This is a genomic window from Methylobacterium pseudosasicola (assembly GCF_900114535.1).
GTDB lineage: Bacteria > Pseudomonadota > Alphaproteobacteria > Rhizobiales > Beijerinckiaceae > Methylobacterium > Methylobacterium pseudosasicola.
Map to the genome: position 1 here is coordinate 237,053 of NZ_FOTK01000002.1, position 21,197 is coordinate 258,249.

Consider the following 21,197-nt stretch of genomic DNA (forward strand, 5'->3'; position numbering starts at 1 on the left):
AGGCTTCTAAACCTCCTCGTCGGCGTAGCGCGATTGCGCTCGTCCGCGCTGCCCGGATCCCTTCCGCGGCGCCCCGGCGCTGATCCCAGCCACCAAGTCGGCGATGTGGCGCAGGGTCTCCACCGCGAGGGCCTTGTCGCCCTCGCCGCGGCCCTGCGGGATCAGCGCCTTGGCGAAGCCGAGTTTCTGGGCCTCCTTCAACCGGGATCCTGCCTGGGCCACCGGGCGGATAGCCCCGGACAGGCCGATCTCACCGAAATACACGGTCTCCGGCGGCAGCACCGCCCCCGACAGGGACGAGACCAGGGCGGCGGCTACCGCGAGATCCGCCGCCGGCTCGGTGATGCGCAGGCCCCCGGCCACGTTCAAATAAACGTCGTGGGTGCCGAGCCGGATGCCGCCATGGGCCTCGAGCACAGCGAGCACCATGGACAGCCGGTTCGGGTCCCAGCCGACCACGGCGCGCCGCGGCATGCCGAGCGAGGAGGGCGCCACCAGCGCCTGGATCTCCACCAGCAGCGGCCGCGTCCCCTCCATCCCGGCGAAGACCGCTGTGCCGGCGGCCTGATGGTCGCGCCCGGCCAGGAACAGGGCCGAGGGGTTGGGCACCTCGGCGAGCCCCGCATCGGTCATCTCGAACACGCCGATCTCGTCGGTGGGGCCGAACCGGTTCTTCACCGCGCGCAGAATGCGGAAATGGTGGCCCTGGTCGCCCTCGAACGAGGCGACCGCGTCGACCATGTGCTCCACCACCCGGGGCCCGGCGATCTGCCCGTCCTTGGTGACGTGGCCGACCAGGATCACTGCCGTACCGGTAGTCTTGGCGAAGCGGATCAGCGCCTGGGCGGAGGAGCGCACCTGCGTGACTGTGCCGGGTGCCGATTCCACCGTCTCGGTCCACATGGTCTGGATCGAGTCGATGATCGCCAGCGCCGGCGGGCGGCCCTGGCTCAGGGTCTCGATGATGTCCTCGACATTGGTCTCGGCGGCGAGATCCACCGGGCGGGAACTCAAGCCCAGCCGCTCGGCGCGCAGGCGCACCTGCCCCACCGCCTCCTCGCCGGAAATGTAGGCGACCCGCTCGCCGGTGCCCGCCATGGCGGCGGAGGCCTGCATCAGCAGGGTCGACTTGCCGATGCCGGGATCGCCGCCGAGCAGGATCACCGAGCCGCGCACGAAGCCGCCGCCGGTCACCCGGTCGAGCTCGCCGATTCCCGAGGGGATGCGCGGCGCCTCCTTGGTCTCGCCGGTCAGACCCTCCAGCGGAAACACCCGGCCGCGGGCGCGGGACGGCCGCGTCGCCACCGGGCCGGACTGGCCGGGCGCGGCGGCCGCCTCCTCGACGATCGTGTTCCAGCCGTTGCACGCCTCGCAGCGCCCACGCCAGCGGTTGTAGACCGCCCCGCAGGATTGGCAGACGAAGGTCTGGTGGATCTTGGCCATTCGGGTCCGCGCGCCGCCGGTCCGGCATTCGAAGAAAGGGTCGGCTCACCCTACATAAGTTCGAACATAACGCGAACCCAGCCCCGTCAGGATCTCGTAGCCGATCGTCCCGGCGGCGCGGCCGACCGTGTCGATATCCAGGCTGGCGCCGATCAGCACGGCTTCGGCGCCCCGCCGGGCGGCGGGGGCCGCGGTGACGTCGAGGATGATCAGGTCCATGGAGACCAGGCCCAGGATCGGGCAGGGCACGCCACCGACCAAGGCTTGGCCGCGCCCGCTGATCGCCCGCGGGAAGCCGTCGGCGTAGCCGAGGGACAGGGTGGCGAGTCGGCTCGGGGCGGAGGCGGTCCAGCGGCCGTTATAGCCGACGCTGGCCCCGGCCTCGACGGTCCTGACCTGGGCGATCAGGGCCTCCAGCCGCACCACCGGGCGCATCGGGTTGGCGGCCCCGGGCGTCGGATTGCCGCCGAACAGGGCGTAGCCCGGGCGCAGCAGGTCGTGCCGGGCGCCGTCGAGGAACACGCCGGAGGAATTGGCGAGTGAGGCAAGCAGGCCCGGATAGGCCGCCCGGACCCGGGCGAAATCGGCGATCTGCCGGACGTTGACCGGATCCTCCGGCTTCTCGGCGCTGACGAAGTGGCTGAGCAGCAGGTCGATTCCGGCGGCTGCGATGCCCGGATCACCGGCGAGCTCCAGCGCCTCCGACACCGGCAGCCCCAGGCGGTTCATGCCGGTATCGACATGGAGCGCTGCCGGCAGACGACTTTCCGAGAACGCCGCCCATTCCAAAATTTCCTCGCGGCTGCCGAGCACCGGGCGCAGGCTGTGGGCCGCGAAAGTCTCACAGGCGCCGGGCGGCAGGCCGTTCAGAATGTAGATCGCGGCCTCCGGCAAGGCGGCCCGGGCCGCGATGCCCTCGGACAGGTGCGCGACGAAGAAGGTCCGGCATCCGGCCGCCCACAGGGCCGGCCCGACCCGCGCGACGCCGCAGCCATAGGCATCGGCCTTCACCACGGCGGCGCAATCGGCCCCCCGGGCGGCCAGCATCCGCCAGTTCGCCGCGATCGCCCCGAGATCGATGGTCAGCCGGGCGCCGTGGGCGCCGATATCGCGTCCGGATTCCGTCACTGCCCGACTACCCGCCACCGAAGCGTCCCCGATCCTCGATTCCCCGCGGACGGATGCACGATGCGGACCCGTGAGGCGAGTCGGTTCACGGCATTGGTCTCAGGGGTCGACGAGACTGGCAACCCGCGCGGCGATCTCGCCCACGATGTCCGGATCCGCGATACCGGCGAGGCTCGCACTGCCATCGGCGAGGCGCGCCCGGAGATCGAAGCTGCGGACCTGCGTGCAGACCGCCACGCCGGTCACGCCATCCGCTGTGACGGGGACAGTGAGGCCCGCGGCGCGGGCGCCCGCCGCCACAGTGGAGATGACCACGGCGATTGCCGTGCCGTGAACGTTCACGGCCTCCGGCGTGAGGACAATCCAGTAATGCCGATCTCGCATTTCCCGGCCGACGACCGGGTTGGGGTTGATGGAGTAGATCTCGCCGCGCTTCGGGATCTTCGACCGCGGGCCCATCACCCGATCTCATTGCCCACTGGGGGACCTTCCAGAGCCTTTGCGGTGTCCGCGTATAAGGCCGGCAGATGCTCGGCGCCTTCCAGAAGCTCCGCCAGGGTGTAGCGGCGTTTCCGTTTCGTGACCGGTGTCGCGACCAGGGCGCCGTCCTGTACAGCAAGTGTGAGGTCGGTGCCCGTATCGGCTCCGATAGCGGCCAGAACGGCGGGAGGGAGCGTCATCACGCGGGCTCCCCCCTGGCGCCGAACGGTGACAACCGTCGTCGTCAACGCTTGAGTCGGCGGTTTGGCGCTCGTCTTCGTGCCAGGCGTTCGCTTGGCTGCCGGCATGGTCATGCTCCTCTGGAAGGTGCTACAAAGGTAGCACTTTTCTGGTGCCGCCAACACCTCTCACCCCCGCAAGCGGAACGGGTTGAAATCCGTGTCCGTATCGAAGGCGTCGCGCCCCTCGGCGCGTTTCAGGAAGCCGATCAGCGGCACGCTGAGGGGCAGGGCCACGATCTCCCAGGCGACCTTCAGCGCCCAGATCGACAGCGCGAGACGGACGAGATCCGCGGCGGGGTAGAGCCCGCCGAAGCCGAGCCCGATGAACAGGGCCGAATCGATGCCCTGGCCGACCAGCGTCGAGGCGACGAGCCGCGCGGCCAACCCTCGGCCGCGAAAGCGCAGCTTCAGCTTGGCGAGCAGGTAGGCGTTCAGGAATTCGCCGGTGAGATACGCCGCTAGGCCCGCGAGCGCGAGCCGCGGGGTGGCGCCCAGCACCGCCTCGAACGCCGCCTGGTGCGGCCAGAACGACGCGGGCGGCAGCGCCGCCGCGATCCCGTAGGCCAGGATCCAGAGCGCCTGCGCCAGGAAGCCGGTCCAGACCACCGCCCGGGTGCTGGCATAGCCGTAGACCTCGGTCAGCACGTCGCCGAACAGGTAGGAGGCGGGAAACACGATCACCGCCGCCGTGAAGGTCAAGCCGCCCACCGAGACGATCTTGCCCGCCAGCACCAGCGAGATCATCAGCACCGCGCCGAACAGGCCGGCGATCGGAACGAGGTAAACGGGGCCGGCGGAAACGCGCGCGGCACTCATGGTCGAACGCGGCTGATGCACGGACGGCACAGGCCTCGGCCGAGGCCCGCACCCGAGGGTGACGGCCGAGGTTCGGCTTGGTATACTTCGGCCCCGGTCCCGGGGAGCCGCATGGCCGCCGCGGCATCCCCTCTGGTTCCTAAAAGTTCACAGATGCCGTTTACCGTTCTGGATCTCGTCGTGCTCGGCATCGTCGCGGTCTCCGCGCTGCTCGCGGCCGTGCGTGGCGTCACCCGCGAGGTGCTGGCGATCATCGCCTGGGTGGCCGCCGCCGCCGTCGCGTGGTCGTTCTATCCGATGCTGCTTCCGCTGGTGAAGCAGCACGTCAACAGCGATACCGTAGCGCTGGTCGCCTCCATCGCGGCGATCTTCCTCGGCACGCTGATCGTCGTCTCGATCATCACCGTGAAGATCTCCGACGTGGTGCTCGATTCGCGCATCGGCGCGGTCGACCGCTCGCTGGGCTTCCTGTTCGGGGCGGGCCGCGGCTTCCTGATCTGCGTGATCGGCTGGGTGTTCCTGTCCTGGCTGGTGCAGGGCAAGGTGCCGGACTGGGCGGCGCAGGCGCGCACGCGCCCGATGCTGGAGAAATCCGGCGACGCCCTGGTGGCCCAGCTGCCTGAGAATCCGGAAGGCTTCCTGAAGCAGTTCAAGAAGCCGAAGGCCGTCACGCCGCCCAACGAGGCGGCCGACGCCCCCGCCGAGACCGACGTGGCGCCCCAGCGCCGCACCGAGACCGCGCCGACCCCGACGCGACGCTGATCTGCGGCGCGCACCGTTGGTCGGTCTCCGTGAAACACCTAGATAGCGGTTCCGGAGACGATCGGATGATATCCGCGACGACCGGCGCTCCGGCCCGTCGCCGCCGGGACTCGTGAAGTGATCGATCGCAGCATGTCCCAATCCGACGCTTACGCCTCCGATTTCGACCTCGACGGCGATACGCTGCGCGAGGAGTGCGGCGTCTTCGGCATCTTCGGGCACCCGGAGGCCTCGGCCATCGTGGCGCTCGGGCTGCACGCCCTGCAGCACCGGGGCCAGGAGGCGGCCGGGATCGTCTCCTTCGACGGCGCGGTGTTCCATTCCGAGCGGCGCCCCGGCTTGGTGGGCGACTCCTTCTCGGACGGCGACACCATCGCCCGGCTGAAAGGCCGCGCCGCCATCGGGCACGTGCGCTACTCGACCACCGGCGGGACGATCCTGCGCAACGTGCAGCCGCTCTTCGCCGAGCTCGCCAGCGGCGGCCTCGCGGTCGCGCATAACGGCAATCTCACCAACGCCCTGTCGATCCGGCGCGACCTCGTGCGCGACGGCGCGATCACGCAGTCGACCTCCGACACCGAGGTGATCCTCCACCTCGCGGCCCGCTCGCGGAAGCCGCGGATCGTCGAGCGCTTCATCGATGCCCTGCAGGCGATCCAGGGCGCCTACGCGATCGTGGCGCTGACCAACAAAAAGCTGATCGGCGCCCGCGACCCGCTGGGCATCCGCCCGCTGGTGCTGGGCGAACTCGACGGCCGCTACCTGCTGGCCTCCGAGACCTGCGCCCTCGACATCATCGGCGCCCGCTACGTCCGCGACGTCGAGAACGGCGAGGTCGTGGTGATCTCCGAGGAGGGCGTCGAATCCATCCGCTTCGCCGACGCGGTGCCGATGCGGCCCTGCATCTTCGAATACATCTACTTCGCCCGGCCGGATTCAGTCGTGAACGGCAAGAGCGTCTACGCGGTGCGCAAGGCGATCGGCCGGGAACTGGCCCGCGAGGCCGCCGCCCCCGCCGACATCGTCGTGCCGGTGCCGGATTCCGGCGTGCCCGCGGCGCTCGGCTTCGCGCAGGAGACCGGCCTCCCCTTCGAGATGGGGATCATCCGCAACCACTATGTCGGCCGTACCTTCATCCAGCCGACCCAGTCGGTGCGTGAGCTCGGCGTGCGGATGAAGCACTCCGCCAACCGCGCGGCGATCGAGGGCAAGAGCATCGTTCTGGTCGATGACAGTCTGGTGCGCGGCACGACCTCGGTGAAGATCGTCCGGATGATGCGCGAGGCCGGCGCCGCCGAGGTGCATTTCCGGATCGCTTCGCCGCCGATCACCTACCCGGACTTCTACGGGATCGACACGCCAGAGCGGGAGAAGCTGCTGGCCGCGACCCACGACCTCGAGGCGATGCGCAAGTATATCGGCGCCGACTCGCTCGCCTTCCTGTCGATCCCCGGCCTCTACCGAGCGATGGGCGAGGAGGAGCGCAATGCGGCCTGCCCGCAATACACCGACCATTGCTTCACGGGCGACTACCCGACCGGCCTGACCGATCTATCCATCGCCGGCCCGAAGCGCTTCGCGATGCTCGCCGAAGCGGACTGACACGGGGTTCCCAAAGGGCGAGCCCTTTGGTGGGGTAGAGGCTGCGCCCCTGGGTCTTCGCAGGGCTCCGCCCTGCACCCGCAAAAGGTCACGGACCTTTTGAAACCGGAACTTTTTGGTCCTCCTGGCGCGGAAATGCGCTAGGTCCTGGGCATGGCTGATCCTCAGAGAAAGCTCGAAGGCCGCGTGGCAGTGGTGACCGGGGCGTCCCGCGGCATCGGGCGGGCCGCCGCCCTGGCCCTGGCCGAGGCCGGCGCCCACGTGGTCGCGGTGGCCCGCACGGTCGGCGCCCTGGAGGAACTGGACGATTCCATCCGGGCGGCCGGATCCAGCGCCACCCTCGTGCCGTTCGATCTCGCCGATTACGACGCCATCGACCGGCTCGGCGCGGCGATCAACGAGCGTTGGAAGCGGCTCGACATCCTGGTCGGCAATGCCGGCATCCTCGGCGCGCTCATGCCGATCGGCCACATTACCCCGAAGGTCTGGGGCCAGGTGATGGACGTGAACGTCACCGCCAACTGGCGCCTGATCCGCTCGCTGGACCCGCTGCTGCGCATGTCGGACGCCGGCCGGGTGGTCTTCGTCTCATCCGGGGCCGCCTCGAAATGCCGGGCCTATTGGGGGCCGTACTCGGTCTCGAAGGCGGCGCTCGAAGCGCTGGTGCGGACCTACGCGGCGGAGACCGAGACCACCGCGATCCGGGCGATGCTGCTCAACCCGGGGCCGCTGCGCACCGGCATGCGCCGCTCGGCGATGCCGGGGGAAGATCCTGCGACCCTCAGGACCCCCGAGGACCTCGCCCCCCACTTCGTGCGGCTCGCCGCCCCGGACTGGACCGAGACCGGCAAGCTCTACGATTTCCCCGCCGACCGGGTGCTGCAGTTCCGCGCGCCCGAGTAGAGGGGTCCGGGGCCTGCGGCCCCGGCGGGTTGCGGGCGGAGCCCGCATGGGTTGGGATTTACGATGATCGACGTCCGCTGCATCTGTGCGATCGGCCTGCGCGGCCAACTCGGCCTGAACGGGCACCTGCCCTGGGAGGGCAACACCGATCCGCTGTTCGTGGAGGACGTGACGCGCTTCTTCGCGCTCACCATGGGCCACGTGCTGATCGCCGGGCCGAAGACCGTGGCCTCGGTCCCCGAATTCGCCTTCAAGGACCGCACCATCGACGTGATCCGCAGTCACGAGGATCCGGAGCAGGTGCTCAAGCGCTATCCGGGCCGACGGATCTTCGTGGGCGGCGGCATCGCGGTGTGGAACGTCTACGCCCGGTACATCCAGAACTGGGACATCACGCGCCTGCCCTATGACGGCGAGGCCGACCGCTGGTTCGACCCGGCTTGGCTGGTGGGCGGGGCGCTGCGCTCGGCGTAAGCCGCTGGACAGGTCGCCGGTGCGCTTCCTATCATCGGCTCATGAGCGAGCACAGCGTCCAGGACGCGGAGCGAAACCTCACCGACCTGATTGACCGCGCGCTCTCGGGGGAGGGCGTCGTGATCACGCGCGACGGGCGACCGGTGGCGACGCTGAACCCGATCCGTCGGGCCGGACGCCCGATCACCGCCGAAGACCTCGATTGGCTCGCCCTGCGTCGCGTGCCGATGCGGGTGCCCACGCAGGATGCCGGCCAGCTGGTTCGCGCCCTCCGCGACGACGAGTGGTGAGGGCTTCCTTGATGCCAATAGCCGGTCACCATGCTGACGATGTGAGATTTTTAACTCTAAACATCGCCAACCAAGCAAATCCGTATGTCGGGCGCTCGCTGGTGAAGGCCGTTTGTGGCCGGGGACAAGTGTTCCTTGCTCGCCCGTTTCGGATATGCCTAGCTGGAACGTCTGCGGCGCTGAGCAAAGACTATGTCGCGTGTTCGAATTCGCGGCGTCGAGGTATGCGACGCTTCAATGATTGCCTTACTTATGCGGGGTCTTGGGTTTGATCACGCCCCGGATGAGATCGAGCGACGATTGAGCCTCGCCGAGAACAGTAACACCGATCCTGCATTCCTAGCGGAAGGCGCTACAGGCAAACCTCTCGGTCTTCTCGCCGTTCACATTGCGCCGCTACTCTTCTATCCGCAGCCCCTAGCTCGGATCACGACGCTCGTTGTTGCCGAAGACGAACGGCGGCATGGGGTCGGGCGACAGCTTGTTGAGTTCGCTTATGAACTCGCCAAGAGCGCCGGGTGCGATACGCTTGAACTCACGACTGGTCTCGACCGAGCGAGTGCTCATGCGTTTTACGAGGCAATCGGCTTTCATCGATCGGCGCTCCGGATGCATCGCCGCATTAAGTGAATCGCGCCCCTCGACCATCAGCGAGCCGCCATGAAGCGCGGAGGCGGGCGTTCCACCATGATGGTAGTTCCTCCCCATAGTAGCTGTCCCGCATCGCGCTGAACCCAGGCTCCGCTTCGCGGATTCGATGTGACGTTCGACAAAATAGCTCCGATGCCAGCACACTCCGACTTCCGGTCGTTACCGGATAGGTCGTCGCGCTACCGTCGAAACCCTATCCGCCGCTGCTATGTGATGGCGATGGCCCGCCGGAGACGCAGATGAGCGCCCACAGCTACCGCTTCGGCATCGAAGAAGAGTATTTCCTCGCCGATGCCGAGACCCGCGGCACGCCCCGAGGCGACCTCGCCGGGTTCCATGCCCGGGTGAAGGCGGAGCTGCCCGAGACGGGGCGCGAGCTGGTCGCCGCGCAGGTCGAACTCTGCACGCCGCCGCTGGCCGATGCGCAGGCCGCCCGGGACAATCTCGGTGGGCAGCGGAGGCAACTCGCCGGCATCGCGGCCGAGAACGGGTTGAGCCTCTTGGCCTGCGGCACTCATCCGCTCGCCCGCTGGTCCCGCCAGACCGCAACGGACGGCGCGCGCTACAAGGGCATCCTCTCGGATGTCGGCATCGCGGCACGGCGGGCGCTGATCTGCGGCATGCATGTCCATGTCGAGGTGCCGGACCCGGAGGCGCGGGTCGACCTGATGAACCGGCTGCTGCCGTTCCAGCCGCTGCTGCTGGCGCTCTCGGCCTCCTCGCCGTTCTGGCAGGGGGAGGCGACCGGGCTGATGGCCTACCGGCTCAGCGTCTTCGGCGAATTGCCCCGCACCGGCCTCCCCGAGCTTTTTTTGGACGCAGCCGCCCATGCGCGGTTCGTGGACATCATGACCCGCTCCGGCGCCATCGCGGATGCCAGTTTTCTGTGGTGGTCCCTGCGGCCGTCGATCAAGTTCCCGACCCTGGAGCTGCGCATCGCCGATGCCTGTACCCGGCTCGACGATTCGCTCTGCGTCGCCGCCCTGTACCGCTGCCTGGTGCGCCTGTGCGTGCGCCGGCCCGACCTCAATGCCGGGCTCGACGGCGTCTCGCGGGCGCTTGCCTCGGAGAACCTGTGGCGGGCCCAGCACAGCGGCGTGCGCGCGACGCTGATCGACGAAGCAAAGGCCGAGGCTGTGCCGTTCGCCGATGCGCTGGAGGCGGTCCTCGCCCTGGTGGAGGAGGATGCGGATGCGCTGGGCTGCACCGCGGATGTCGCTCGCGCCCGAGCGATCGTCACCGAGGGCACCAGCGCGGACGGGCAGGTCGGGGCGTTCGAGGCGGCACTGGCCGACGGAAAGGACGAGCGCGCCGCCTTGGCCTCTGCCGTGGACTGGATCGCCGATGCGTCCCGGTGACCGCTCTGCGCGCGCCCCATTTCGTCATCGCGCGCGCAGCGAAGCGACCCAGGGATGCACCACACCCGAGGATCGCGCGCTGCCCTGGGTTGCTTCGCTGCGCTCGCAATGACGGCGCGATCTTTCGGCTGGAAACGCCTCAGCCCTTGTCGAACGGGTTCTGCGAGGTCCGCAGGCTGAGCCGGATCGGCGTGCCCGGCAGCTCGAACGCCTCGCGCAGGCCGTTGACCAGGTAGCGGGTGTAGGATTTCGGCAGGGCGTTGAGCTGGTTGCCGAACAGCGCGAAATGCGGCGGCCGGCTCTTCACCTGGGTGGCGTAGCGGATCTTGATCCGCCGGCCCGACACCGCCGGGGGCGGGTTGCGGGAGGTCGCCTCGTTCAGCCAGTCGTTGATGCGCGAGGTCGAGATCCGTTTGTCCCAGACTTCCGAGGCCTGCACCACCGCCTGCATGAGCTTGTCCAGGCCCTCGCCGGCGAGCCCCGAGAGCGGCACCACCGCGACGCCGCGCACCTGCGGCAGCAGGCGCGTACAATCCTCGCGCAGCTGCTTAAGCAGGCCGGGCTGGTCGGCCACGAGGTCCCACTTGTTGAGGCCGATCACCACGGCCCGGCCCTCGCTCTCGACCAGGTCGATGATGGTGAGGTCCTGCTTCTCGAAGGGGATCGTGGCGTCGAGCAGCACCACCACCACCTCGGCGAAGCGCACGGCGCGCAACCCGTCCGAAACCGCAAGCTTCTCCAGCTTGTCGTCGATCCGGGCGCGGCGGCGCATCCCGGCGGTGTCGTGGAGCTTGATCTTCCGGCCGCGCCACTCCCAATCCAGCGAGATCGAATCGCGGGTGATGCCGGCCTCGGGGCCGACCAGCAGCCGATCCTCGCCGAGCATCCGGTTGATCAGCGTCGACTTGCCGGCGTTGGGGCGGCCGACGATGGCGACCTTGAGGGAGCGGCCGCCAGGGGCGTCCTCGTCCGCGTCGTCATCCTCCGGGTCAGGCTTGGGCAGGACGCCCTTCAGCGCCTCGTGCAGCTCGCCCAGGCCCTCACCATGCTCGGCCGAGAACGGGATCGGGTCGCCGAGCCCGAGGGTGAAGGCCTCGTAGGCGCCCGCGAGCCCGGTGCCGCCCTCAGCCTTGTTGGCGATGAGGATCACCGGGCAGCCGGCCCGGCGCACCAGCTCCGCGAAGGGCTGGTCGGCCGGCAGCACGCCGGCGCGGGCATCGATCACGAACAGCACCACGTCGGCGGCGAGGATCGCCGCCTCCGTCTGCATCCGCATCCGGCCCATGAGGGTCGCGGCGTCCGATTCCTCGAGCCCGGCGGTGTCGATCACCCGGAAGTGGAGGCCGCCGAACGCGACATCGCCCTCGCGCCGGTCGCGAGTCACCCCCGGCCGATCGTCCACGAGCGCGAGCTTCTTGCCCACGAGGCGGTTGAACAGGGTCGACTTGCCGACGTTCGGCCTCCCGACGATCGCGACGGTCGGCATGTCCATGGTATGTCTCGAAATGGTCGAAGAAAAATCAGCGCGTGATCGGCGGGGGCGGGGCGGCAACCTCGGGCTTGGCCTCGGTCACGGTGACCGGGCCGCCCGCCACGAGGGCCGCGTAGACCTCGATCCGCTCACGCAGGTTCCGGGGCGTCTCGGGATCGGCGACCAGCTGGTCGAACCAGCGGCCGGCCTCCTCGAAATCGCCCTTCTTCAGGGCGGCGAGGCCCAGCATCTCGCGGGCGGTGTGGCGGAACGGCGTGCCGGCGGCGAGCCCCTGAAGGTTGGCGAGCGCCGGGTCCGGGTTCGGGCTGTCGAGGCGCAGCAGCGCGGCGCGCAGGCGCGCGAGGTCGCGCAGGCCGTCGCCGAGGCCGGTGTCGCCGGCGAGCGTGTCGAATTCCTTCGCGCCCGCTTCCGCATCGCGCTTGCTGGTCTCGGCTGCCGAGCGGAACCGGGCGAGCAGGCGGTAGCCGGCCGGGCCCTGGACCTCCAGCGCGTCGAACACCTTGTCGGCCTCCGCGACCTTGCCGTCGCGGGCCAGCCGGTTTGCCTCGTCGAACTGCACCGAGGCGGCCTCGGCGGCGGCGCGCTGCTGGGTCTGCCAGTAGCGGTAGCCGGCGACGCCCACCACCAGCAGCACGGCGAGCGCGATGATCACGCCGCTGTAGCGCTTCCAGATCTGGAGGATCCGGTCGCGGCGATAGTCCTCGTCGACTTCGCGAATGAACTCGTTGTTCTCGGCCATCATATCCCGGCCCGCGCCAATCGGCGGGCCACCTTGCACAGCTATCGAGCCCCGCGCCTAACACACGGGCGCCGGGTTGGCGACAGCGGGCGTGGGCTGCGTGGCCTCAGGCGGTGCCGGGCCAGACCGACACGCCGATCAGCGGGTAGTGCAGGTAGCGGCTGAACACGAACCAGAATGCCGTCCCGATCACCACGGCCAGGATGTCGTTGCGCCAGCCATGCGGGGCCGCGACGGCGCCGCCGTGCTGGGCGACCACCGCCCCCGGGGCGAGCGCCCGGCGCTTGGCGCTGATCCGGGCCGCCACCGCCCAGGCGAGGAAGCCCCCGAACAGCAGGATCGAGCCGAGATCGCCGTTCGCGAGCAGGTGGGCGGTGGCCCAGATCTTCACGGCGAGCAGCATCGGGTGCTTGGCCTTGGCCCGGATATGGCCCGGCAGGTAGGCGGCGGCGAGGCAGATGAAGGCGAGCCAGACCAGCGTCAGGGCGAGGTGGCGCGTCCAGACCGGCGGATCCCAGACCGGGATGTAGCCGCTGAGCCGGTAATCGTGGAAGCCGATCCCGATCAGCACCAGCCCGAGCAGGGACAGGGCGGTGTAGCCGAGCTTGTATCGGCCCTCGCCGATCCGGCCGACGATCTCGGCACGCTTCCCGCGCACCATCGAGAAGGCATGCGTGCCGAGAAACAGCACGAGCCCGAGGATCAGGAGAAGCATGAAGGTCTTTCGGGCGGCGGCCGGACGGCAAGTACTCTGTAACGGTTCTCAAGCGAATCTGGCGCGCTTTGTCCAGGCGTAGCCGGGACGCACCCGGATTTCGGCCATGGGCTTGGCGTACAGGATGGCTGGAACGGGGCTTGTACCCACGGCGCGTTTCCCTCCCCCCTCTGCGGGGGAGGGTGGCCCCCGGAGGGGGGCGGGAGAGGGGCAGCGCGACGCCGGAGGATTTGGCACGCGAAGCGACCTCTCCTGCACCGTCGCTCCCCTCTCCCGACCCCTGCTGACGCCGGGGCCACCCTCCCCCGCAGAGGGGGGAGGGAAGGGCGCGGTTCTCGGATTCACCTTCGCCCTCCTGGCGCTCCTCATCCCCCTGCCAGCCCAAGCCGCCGCCGAGCCGCCCCTGTCGGCCCTGACCCTGGTCGGGCCGCCCGCGATCGTCTTCAAGGCCGGGCGCGATGCCTGCGACGGCGCCGATGTGCCGGATGCGCCGGCCCGGGCGTTCCGGGATGCGGCCGGGGCGGTGGCCCTGTTCGGGATGCATTACCGCAACCGCGCCCTGCGCGGGCCGGATCTCGACCACCTCAAGCTCGACTGCGCGGTGGTGCTCGATTCCGGCGAAAAGTCCGATCCGGCGGCCTATGACGACCGGTCCTGGATCACCGCCACCTGGACCGAAGACGGCAAGCGCGTCGCCGCGCTCCTGCACCACGAATACCAGGCCAACGAGCATCCCGGCCGCTGCCCGGCCGGGTCATACATGGCGTGCTGGTACAACACGATCACGGCGGCGGCTTCCGCGGATGGCGGGCGCAGCTTTTTGCGCCAGAGCCCGCCCGTGGTCGTGGCCGGGGCGCCGTTCCGGCAGGAAATCGATCAGGGCCGGCACCGCGGCTTCTTCAACCCGTCGAACATCGTCGCGGACGGCCGCTGGCGCTACTTTCTGGCCTCGACCACGGGCTGGGACCGCCCCGGTAGCGACCAGGAGGCGGGCCTCTGCCTGTTCCGCAGCGATGATCCCGCCGACCCGACCCGGTGGCGCGCCTGGACCGGCACCGGCTTCACCGCCGCCTTCCCGGACCCCTACCGGAAATCCGTCCAGCCTCCGGCCACTTGCCGGCCGGTGGGGCCGTTCCCCGGTCCGGTCGGGGCCGTGGTCCGCCACCGGGGCACGGGCGCCTGGATCGCGGTGTTCATGGCCAAGGCCGGGGAGGGCTTCGCCCGATCCGGCTTCTACTGGACGAGTTCGCGCGACCTGATCGCCTGGGACGTGCCCCGCCTGCTCCTCGAAGGCGCGACCCTGTACGACGATCCGTGCACGGCGACCGCGCCGCTGATCGCCTATCCGTCGCTCCTCGATCCGGGGGCCAAGGGCCGCAATTTCGACGATGTCGGCGACGGGGCGCTCCTGACCTACGCGAGCCTGCGCGTCGCGGGCTGCACCATCACCTCCGACCGGGACCTGCTGCGCCGCCCGGTGTCGATCCGCGTCTGGCCCTGATGCTGGCGTCCCGAAAGCCCCGGGCCATCCTCCGGGACGATGCTGCCGCTTGAAGGCTTAGCTTGAGCCACGCTGGCTCCGACCGGCTATCACGAGGGTCTCATGGACACCGAAACCCAGGAGCCGTCGACGATCCGCGATGCGGCGGAGCTGCGCGCGCAGTTCGGCGCCGTCGGTCCGCTCGCCGCCCGCAAGGTGCTCGACCACATCGACGATTACGCGCGCCGGTTCATCGCCCTGGCGCCGTTCCTGGTGCTGGCGAGCGCCGATGCGGGCGGCCAAGCCGATGCGAGCCCTCGCGGCGACGCGCCGGGCTTCGTGGCCGTTCCCGACGCCCGCACCCTGGTGATCCCCGACCGGCGCGGCAACAACCGCATCGACAGCTTTCGCAATATCATCGAGAGCCCCGGAATCGGGGTGATCTTCTTCGTGCCCGGTATCAACGAGACCCTGCGGGTGAACGGTACGGCCGCGGTGACACAGGATCGCGCGCTGCTCGAACCGATGGGCGCCCAGGGTACGGTGCCGACCATCGGGCTGATCGTGCGGGTTCGCGAGGCGTTCTTCCATTGCGGCAAGGCGCTGATGCGCGCGCAACTCTGGGATCCGGCACGCCACGTCGCGCGCGACACGTTTCCCAGCCTGGGGCGCATCCTGGCCGACCAGACCGCCGCGTCCGCCGTCCCGGAAGCCGAGGCCCGGATCGCCGAATCCTACCGGACGCGGCTCTACTGACGGCGCCGCTCCGTCTTGAGAGCCCGGTCTTGCCGCGTTCCGAAGGGAGGGCGATACCCGAGGGGGTCGCCGCAAGAGGATCTTGCGAGAGGATCTCGAATGCCCGAGGACATGATGCGCCGCCCGGTCCAGGCCGGAGCCGCCCCGTCCCGCGACGCCGCCGCGCTCGGAGCGGGAGCCGTCGGGGCCGGCGCGATGGGGGCGTCCGCGCTGGGAGCCCTGGCGATCGGGGTCGCGGCCTTCGGTGCGGTGGCGCTCGGCGCCTTCGCGATCGGCCGCCTCTCGGTCGGACGCGCCCGGGTCGGGACGCTGGAGGTGGAGTCCCTGAAGGTGGGAACCCTGGAGATCGATACGCTGACGGTCCGGTTGCGGCGCATGCCGGACTGAGGGCAGCGGCCGGCGCCCGAGGCTGGCCGAGGCGCGCCCGATATCGTAGCCTTCCGCTCGTCAGCCGGACATGCCCGCGAGGACAGCCCGCGATGAACGATAAGACCAAGCCCTTTCGCCCCGGCGACGCGGTCGATGCCCTCGGCGAGACGGAGGGCGATTTCGTCCTGCCGCTCTGCCTGCCGAAGCCCAGCCTGCTGATCGGCGAGGACCTCGCCATGATCGTCCTCGATACGATCCACGGCCAGCGGGTCGGCCTGCCCCTCAGCCCGCAGGGGGCGGCGGATCTGCACGCGGTTCTGGAAGAAGCCCTGCGGCTGCTTCAGGCGCGGGACGGCGGCTCGATCCAGTAACCCGCGCGGACCGGCTTTACCTTTCAGGCTCCGCATCCGTCTCGGGGCCGTCCGCGCGTTCGCCGCGGGCGACCTCCCGCATCGCCGAATCCGGCAGCGGGCGCTGCAGCTTGAGCGCCTCCGGGGTCGGCGCTTCGAGCCAGGCGGCCCATTCCTCCGGCTCGGTCAGCAGGACCGGCATCGCCTTCGGATGGACCGGGCCGACGATGCCGTTCGCGTCCGTGGTCAGGAACGAGAACAGGCGGTGCTCCTCCGCCACCCGGTCCGGGTTCTCCCGCTTGGTCCCGCGCACGCCGGTCCAGGGCCGCCAGATGCCCGCGAAGGCGAAGAGCGGCCGATCCTCGTCGAGGGCGAACCAGACGGGCGTCTTGCGCGGCTTGGTGTCGGCATACTCGCTGAACGCGGTGGCCGGCACGAGGCAGCGATGGGCCGGGCCCAGCCAGGGACGCCAATGCGGGCTCGCTGCGTTGCGGACATTGGTGACCGGGTGCTCGCCGAAGGCCTTCGGGCCGGGAATGCCCCAGCGCATCATGGCGAGTTCCCGGCCCTCCGCCCCGTTCCAGACCACCGGCGCCATCTGGTCAGGAAAGATCGCCGGCAGCATCGGCAGGTTGCCGGTGCGGTCTCGGGCGACTCCGAAGGCGCGGCGCAGTCCGGCGGGGCCGGTACGCAGGCTGTACAGATTGCACATGGGGCTCTCGGACCGTTCGGGGCGTCGGGCATCGCGCTGCGAACCTGTCGACCCCGCACGCCATCACGCGGTCGGGCCGCCCATGCTCAGGCGGCGTTCTGCGCCGCGGCGCGCAATTGCTGCGTGGCGCCGTTCGCCTGCTCTGCGGACAGGGCGATGACCCCGAGGCTGGCGGTGATCGCGCCAACCCCCTGGGCGGCCGTCTGCATGCTGGCCGACATCTCGCGGGTGACGGCGGATTGCTGCTCGACGGCGCTTGAGATCGCAGTCGCGACCTCGTTGAGCTTCACGATCGTGCCCTGGATCGAGTCGATCGCCTCCACGGCCCCCCGGGTGGCCTCCTGGCTCCCGGCGATCTGCGCGCCGATCTGCTCGGTGGCCCGGGCGGTCTGGTTGGCCAGTTCCTTCACCTCGGCGGCGACCACCGCGAAGCCCCGCCCAGCCTCGCCGGCCCGGGCGGCCTCGATCGTGGCGTTGAGCGCCAGCAGGTTGGTCTGCGCCGCGATGCTCTGGATCAGCGCAACGACCTCGCCGATCTGGGCGGCCGCCTCGCTGAGACCGGCGATGATCCGGTGCGTCTCGCGAGCTTGGCCCACGGCCTGCCCGGAAATCTCCGAGGCCTGCACGACCTGCGCGCCGATCTCCGCCACCGAGGCGGCGAGTTCCTCGGCGCCCGAGGCCACGGTCTGGATGTCGCCGGAGACGTGGGTCGACGATTGGGCCGCCTGTCCGGCCTGCTGCGAGACCCCGGAGGCGGCCTCCGCGATGGCGGTGAGTTCGCGCGCGATCACGCTCTGCAATGTGGCCCGCTGGCGGCGTTCCAGCACCGCGGCCGTCACGTCGGTGGCGAATTTGACGATCTTGAGCGGGCGCCCGTCGCGGTCGAAGATCGGGTTGTAGCTGCCCAGGATGAAGACCTCGCGTCCGCCCTTGGCGATGCGCCGGTACTCGGCCATCTGGTACTCGCCGCGACCCAGGCTTTCCCAGAAGCGCCGGTATTCGGCAGTGTCGCGCTCGGTCGAGTCGATGAACAGGCTGTGGTGGCGGCTCTGAATCTCCTCCAGCCGATACCCCAGCGTGGTCAGGAAATTGTCGTTCGCGGTCAGGATCGTGCCGTCGAGCGCGAACTCGATCACCGCCTGCGACCGGTTGATCGCGGCGATCTCGCCCTCGTACCCGATGGTGCGCATCACCTGATCCGTCACGTCGCTGGCGAACTTGACGATCTTGATCGGCTTGCCGCCGCGGCCGAGGATCGGGTTGTAGGTCGCCTGGAGCCAGATCTCGCGCCCGCCCTTGCCGATGCGCTTGAACTCGCCGGCCTGGAATTCGCCCCGCCGGAGCGCGGCCCAGAAATCGCCATAGGCCTGATTCTCACGGTAGGCCGGCGCGACCAGCATCCCGTGGGACTGGCCGCGAAGCTCGTCGAGGCTGTAGCCGACCGCATCGAGGAAATTCTTGTTGGCCGTCAGGATCGTGCCGTCGAGGCCGAATTCGATGACTGCCTGGGAACGGTCGAGCGCTTCGACACGGGCGTGAATATCTCTATTGAACAGTATGCTCATCGGTCGTCCAATTCTCTTAAGATATCTTAACGGTTATGAATCTGATCCCGGGCGAACCGAACGTCTGAGAAAAGAAGATGAATTTTTTGCCCTTAATAAAGATTTAAAATCAAGATGCAAATTTGGCACGTCTGTTTCTTTTTGTTTCCACGATCCTGGAATAATCAAGCCATATTGTATTCGTTGAAGCGATCGATAGTCAAAATCTGAAGACATGAAGTGCGTGTAAGTGACGGTTACAGGCCTTCGGTCTGCCCATGTTTAGGCAATGAGCATCACAGAGACTGATATTCGCCCCGTCGGGTCGTACACGTTCGAGTTCCGGGCCACACCGACAAGCGGCCCGGATTCTCTATCCGCCTCAGCGCGACGCGGCTGGCGGCTTGAAGCTCCACAACTCGGTCGGCAGGGCATTCGGAGCCCCATCCTTGTAGAAGGCCGAGTCCTGGATGTGCGAGGTCGTGACGTAGACCGTCCCGTCCGGACCCTGGCTGAACGTGTCCGGCCAGCGCAGCCGCGGATCCTGCACCAGCGTGGTCAAGCCGGACTCCTTGGCCGCGAGGTCGCGGACCTTGATCGAGTCATCCTGCGGGGAGGTCACGTACATGCGGCTGCCGTCGCGGTCGATGAGCAGCCCGTCGGCCGGCCCGTTCTCGCCGACGGAAACGACCTTGCCGGCGAGGCTCTTATCGGCCAGCGTTTCCGGCACGAGGCTCGCGGTGACCCAGCCGGTGAGCGCGTCGGTGGGCAGGCTGTAGAGGGTCTTGCCCTTGATCGCCTGCCAGTAGAGCGTCTTGCCGTCCGGCGAGAGGGCGATGCCGTCGGCCGAGAACTCGACGCCGCGCCCGTCCGGCCGCCGCAGGGGCTTGCCGTCATAGGTCACGGTGACGGTGGTGTCGGGCATGGTCGCGGGCACGCCCGCGAGCAGCCGCTTGGCCTTGCCGGACTCGATATCGACCACCACCAGCGCGCCCTCGGCGCCGGAATCGGTGAGGTAGGCGGTCTTGCCATCCGGCGAGATCCGCACGTCGTTCAGGTATGAGCCCTGCGGGGCAACCAGCGGATCGAACGCGATCGTCTTCGCCACAGAGTTGGTCTTCAGGTCGATCGCCACGAGCTTCGGCCCGTCCTTGACCACGGCCGCCATGGCGGGGGCGGCGGCATCGACCACCCAGAGCCGGCCCTGCCGGTCGGCGACAACGCTCTGCACGCAGACGAAATGGGTCTTGGGGTCGACCTCGTCCTTGCGGGCGTTGCGCCAGGAATTCCATTCCGCGTCGGGGTAGGGGACGGGCTTGCCGTCCTTCAGCTCCGCCACCGAGACCGGGGAATCCTCGGTCCAGCGCGGGAAGTTCACGAAGATCCGGCCATCCTGCGCCACGGTCACGCCGGTGACCTGATGCTGGAAGCGCGCGACCTGGGTCAGCGCCGCCGAACCGGCCGGCGGCGACGTTGCGGCGACGGGCTCCTGCGCCAGGGCCGGACCGGCGAGGGCGGAGAGGAGGACGGGCAACAGGGTGCGGGTAACCGGCATCGTCATACGGGATCTATCCTGGGAACGGTCGTCAGTATCGGCCCCGGTCCGTGGAGACCGGGGCACTCCGAGCGGCGGTGAACGCGCCGCGTTCGGGCTCAGTTCGGGTGGAAGACGACCTTCACGCAGCCATCGGCCTTGTCGCGGAACGTCTTGTAGAGGTCCGGACCGTCCGCGAGGTTGGTCGAACGGTGGGTGATCATCGAGGTCATGTCGAACTTGCCCTCCTGGATCAGCTTGGTCAGCGTCTCCAGGTAACGCTTCACGTGGGTCTGGCCGCTCTTGAGGGTCAGGCCCTTCTGGACGATCGAGCCCATGTTGACCGGGACCGGGCCGCCATAGACGCCGGGCACCGAGACGATGCCGCAGGGCCGCACCGCCTTGATCGCCTCAGCCAGCGCGTAGGGGCGCTCGGTGGAGGTCAGCTTCTCCTGGAGCGTCGAGAGCACGCCGGTGAGGCCGCCATGGCCGGCGCTCGCCTCCATGCCGACGCAGTCGATCACGCCGTCGGCGCCTTGACCCTTGCTGATCTCCTTGATCCGCTCGAACACATCCTCGTTCATGAAGTCGATGATGTCGGTGGCGCCGGATTTCTTCGCCAAGGCAAGGCGCTCGGGCACCGTGTCGATGGCGATGATGCGCCCGGCGCCCATAATCTTGGCCGACTGGATCGCGAACAGGCCGACCGGCCCAGCCCCCCAGATCGCGATGATCTCGCCGCCCTGGATCTCGCAATGCTCGGCGCCCTGCCAGCCGGTGGGCAGGATGTCGGTGAGGAACAGGACCGACTCGTCGTCCATCCCGTCCGGCACCTTCATGGGTGCTACGTCGGCCATGGGGACGCGCACGTACTCGGCCTGGCCGCCGGCATAGCCGCCGGTGAGGTGCGAGTAGCCGAACAGGCCCGCGGTCGGGTAGCCGAACTGTGCGGCCGCCATTTCGCCGTTGCGGTTCGAGCGCTCGCAGACCGACCAGTTGCCGAGCTTGCACTGGCGGCAGGCGCCGCAATTGATGTTGAACGGTACGACGATCCGGTCGCCCTTCCGGAACTTGGTGAAGCCCTGGCCGACCTCGACGACCTCGCCCATGAACTCGTGGCCGAGCACGTCACCGGATTTCATGGTCGGCATCTGGCCGTCCATCAAATGGAGATCCGAGCCGCAGATCGCGCAGCTCGTCACCTTGATGATCACGTCGCGGGCATCCTCGATTACCGGATCCGGGACCGTGTCGCAGCGGATGTCGTTCTTGCCGTGCCAGCACAGAGCCTTCATCGCGTTGGTTCTCCAGATCGGGGGAAGCACAGCCGCAGGACGCGGCCTCGCCGGGGCAAGTC

23 protein-coding genes are annotated in these 21,197 nt (G+C 69.0%); 11 read left to right on the plus strand and 12 right to left on the minus strand.

Annotation, left to right across the window (positions count from 1 at the left end; genetic code table 11):
* Positions 1-6: 6 nt before the first annotated feature.
* The 5 genes from radA to BM228_RS03295 form a co-directional block, all read right to left on the minus strand.
* Positions 7-1,443 carry a DNA repair protein RadA gene (radA, locus tag BM228_RS03275; RefSeq protein ID WP_091863997.1) on the minus strand — a complete coding sequence of 479 codons (1,437 nt, stop codon included), beginning with the start codon at positions 1,441-1,443 and terminating at the stop codon, positions 7-9.
* A 45-nt stretch (positions 1,444-1,488) separates the two neighbouring features.
* Positions 1,489-2,571: an alanine racemase gene (gene alr, locus BM228_RS03280; protein WP_092037151.1), complete on the minus strand. Its 1,083-nt coding sequence runs from the start codon at positions 2,569-2,571 to the stop codon at positions 1,489-1,491.
* A gap of 99 nt (positions 2,572-2,670) precedes the next feature.
* Positions 2,671-3,030, minus strand: coding sequence for a type II toxin-antitoxin system PemK/MazF family toxin (locus tag BM228_RS03285; protein WP_092037153.1), 360 nt, complete (start codon positions 3,028-3,030; stop codon positions 2,671-2,673).
* The gene (locus BM228_RS03290) at positions 3,030-3,359 is read right to left on the minus strand and encodes an AbrB/MazE/SpoVT family DNA-binding domain-containing protein (protein WP_244536996.1); all 330 of its coding nucleotides are present in this window, start codon (positions 3,357-3,359) and stop codon (positions 3,030-3,032) included. Before BM228_RS03290 ends, BM228_RS03285 begins: the two co-directional genes overlap by 1 nt.
* A 60-nt stretch (positions 3,360-3,419) precedes the next feature.
* Positions 3,420-4,109 carry a queuosine precursor transporter gene (locus tag BM228_RS03295; RefSeq protein ID WP_092037155.1) on the minus strand — a complete coding sequence of 230 codons (690 nt, stop codon included), beginning with the start codon at positions 4,107-4,109 and terminating at the stop codon, positions 3,420-3,422.
* A 153-nt stretch (positions 4,110-4,262) separates the two neighbouring features.
* Between BM228_RS03295 and BM228_RS03300 the strand changes: the two genes are divergently transcribed.
* From BM228_RS03300 to BM228_RS03330, 7 genes are all read left to right on the plus strand, one after another.
* A complete protein-coding gene (locus BM228_RS03300; protein ID WP_092037156.1) occupies positions 4,263-4,871 on the plus strand; it encodes a CvpA family protein in 609 nt (202 codons plus the stop codon).
* A gap of 132 nt (positions 4,872-5,003) precedes the next feature.
* A complete protein-coding gene (gene purF / locus BM228_RS03305) occupies positions 5,004-6,473 on the plus strand; it encodes an amidophosphoribosyltransferase (RefSeq protein WP_092037158.1) in 1,470 nt (489 codons plus the stop codon).
* 153 nt (positions 6,474-6,626) lie between these two features.
* Positions 6,627-7,376 carry an SDR family NAD(P)-dependent oxidoreductase gene (locus tag BM228_RS03310; protein WP_092037160.1) on the plus strand — a complete coding sequence of 250 codons (750 nt, stop codon included), beginning with the start codon at positions 6,627-6,629 and terminating at the stop codon, positions 7,374-7,376.
* A 63-nt stretch (positions 7,377-7,439) separates the two neighbouring features.
* Positions 7,440-7,850 carry a dihydrofolate reductase gene (locus BM228_RS03315; protein WP_092037162.1) on the plus strand — a complete coding sequence of 137 codons (411 nt, stop codon included), beginning with the start codon at positions 7,440-7,442 and terminating at the stop codon, positions 7,848-7,850.
* 41 nt (positions 7,851-7,891) lie between these two features.
* Positions 7,892-8,140 carry a type II toxin-antitoxin system Phd/YefM family antitoxin gene (locus BM228_RS03320; protein ID WP_092037164.1) on the plus strand — a complete coding sequence of 83 codons (249 nt, stop codon included), beginning with the start codon at positions 7,892-7,894 and terminating at the stop codon, positions 8,138-8,140.
* A 252-nt stretch (positions 8,141-8,392) separates the two neighbouring features.
* On the plus strand, positions 8,393-8,770 hold the full coding sequence (locus BM228_RS03325; RefSeq protein ID WP_244537001.1) for a GNAT family N-acetyltransferase: 378 nt from the start codon (positions 8,393-8,395) through the stop codon (positions 8,768-8,770).
* Positions 8,771-9,030: 260 nt separating this feature from the next.
* Positions 9,031-10,149, plus strand: coding sequence for a carboxylate-amine ligase (locus BM228_RS03330; RefSeq protein ID WP_092037168.1), 1,119 nt, complete (start codon positions 9,031-9,033; stop codon positions 10,147-10,149).
* 139 nt (positions 10,150-10,288) lie between these two features.
* Here the strand turns inward: BM228_RS03330 and der are convergent, their stop codons facing one another.
* The 3 genes from der to BM228_RS03345 form a co-directional block, all read right to left on the minus strand.
* Complete coding sequence (der, locus tag BM228_RS03335; RefSeq protein WP_092037170.1) at positions 10,289-11,641, minus strand: ribosome biogenesis GTPase Der; 1,353 nt, start codon at positions 11,639-11,641, stop codon at positions 10,289-10,291.
* Between the two features lie 28 nt (positions 11,642-11,669).
* The gene (locus tag BM228_RS03340) at positions 11,670-12,380 is read right to left on the minus strand and encodes a tetratricopeptide repeat protein (RefSeq protein ID WP_092037371.1); all 711 of its coding nucleotides are present in this window, start codon (positions 12,378-12,380) and stop codon (positions 11,670-11,672) included.
* A 106-nt stretch (positions 12,381-12,486) separates the two neighbouring features.
* Complete coding sequence (locus tag BM228_RS03345) at positions 12,487-13,095, minus strand: NnrU family protein (RefSeq protein ID WP_092037172.1); 609 nt, start codon at positions 13,093-13,095, stop codon at positions 12,487-12,489.
* A gap of 124 nt (positions 13,096-13,219) precedes the next feature.
* On the opposite strand from BM228_RS03345, the gene BM228_RS03355 reads away from it, so the two are divergent.
* The 4 genes from BM228_RS03355 to BM228_RS03370 all read left to right on the plus strand — a co-directional run bounded on the left by BM228_RS03355 (position 13,220) and on the right by BM228_RS03370 (position 16,071).
* Positions 13,220-14,596: a hypothetical protein gene (locus BM228_RS03355; RefSeq protein ID WP_244536997.1), complete on the plus strand. Its 1,377-nt coding sequence runs from the start codon at positions 13,220-13,222 to the stop codon at positions 14,594-14,596.
* Between the two features lie 102 nt (positions 14,597-14,698).
* Positions 14,699-15,331, plus strand: coding sequence for a pyridoxamine 5'-phosphate oxidase family protein (locus BM228_RS03360; RefSeq protein WP_092037173.1), 633 nt, complete (start codon positions 14,699-14,701; stop codon positions 15,329-15,331).
* 99 nt (positions 15,332-15,430) lie between these two features.
* A complete protein-coding gene (locus BM228_RS03365; protein ID WP_208611973.1) occupies positions 15,431-15,718 on the plus strand; it encodes a hypothetical protein in 288 nt (95 codons plus the stop codon).
* 92 nt (positions 15,719-15,810) lie between these two features.
* Entirely contained in the window at positions 15,811-16,071 is a 261-nt protein-coding gene (locus BM228_RS03370) for a hypothetical protein (RefSeq protein ID WP_092037175.1), read from the plus strand.
* Between the two features lie 16 nt (positions 16,072-16,087).
* On the opposite strand, the gene BM228_RS03375 is transcribed toward BM228_RS03370, so the two are convergent.
* The 4 genes from BM228_RS03375 to BM228_RS03390 all read right to left on the minus strand — a co-directional run bounded on the left by BM228_RS03375 (position 16,088) and on the right by BM228_RS03390 (position 21,135).
* On the minus strand, positions 16,088-16,762 hold the full coding sequence (locus tag BM228_RS03375; protein ID WP_092037176.1) for an SOS response-associated peptidase: 675 nt from the start codon (positions 16,760-16,762) through the stop codon (positions 16,088-16,090).
* 86 nt (positions 16,763-16,848) lie between these two features.
* Positions 16,849-18,327, minus strand: coding sequence for a methyl-accepting chemotaxis protein (locus BM228_RS03380; RefSeq protein WP_092037178.1), 1,479 nt, complete (start codon positions 18,325-18,327; stop codon positions 16,849-16,851).
* Between the two features lie 361 nt (positions 18,328-18,688).
* Positions 18,689-19,867: an L-dopachrome tautomerase-related protein gene (locus BM228_RS03385; protein WP_092037180.1), complete on the minus strand. Its 1,179-nt coding sequence runs from the start codon at positions 19,865-19,867 to the stop codon at positions 18,689-18,691.
* A gap of 92 nt (positions 19,868-19,959) precedes the next feature.
* Entirely contained in the window at positions 19,960-21,135 is a 1,176-nt protein-coding gene (locus tag BM228_RS03390; RefSeq protein ID WP_092037182.1) for a zinc-dependent alcohol dehydrogenase, read from the minus strand.
* Between the last annotated feature and the right edge of the window lie 62 nt (positions 21,136-21,197).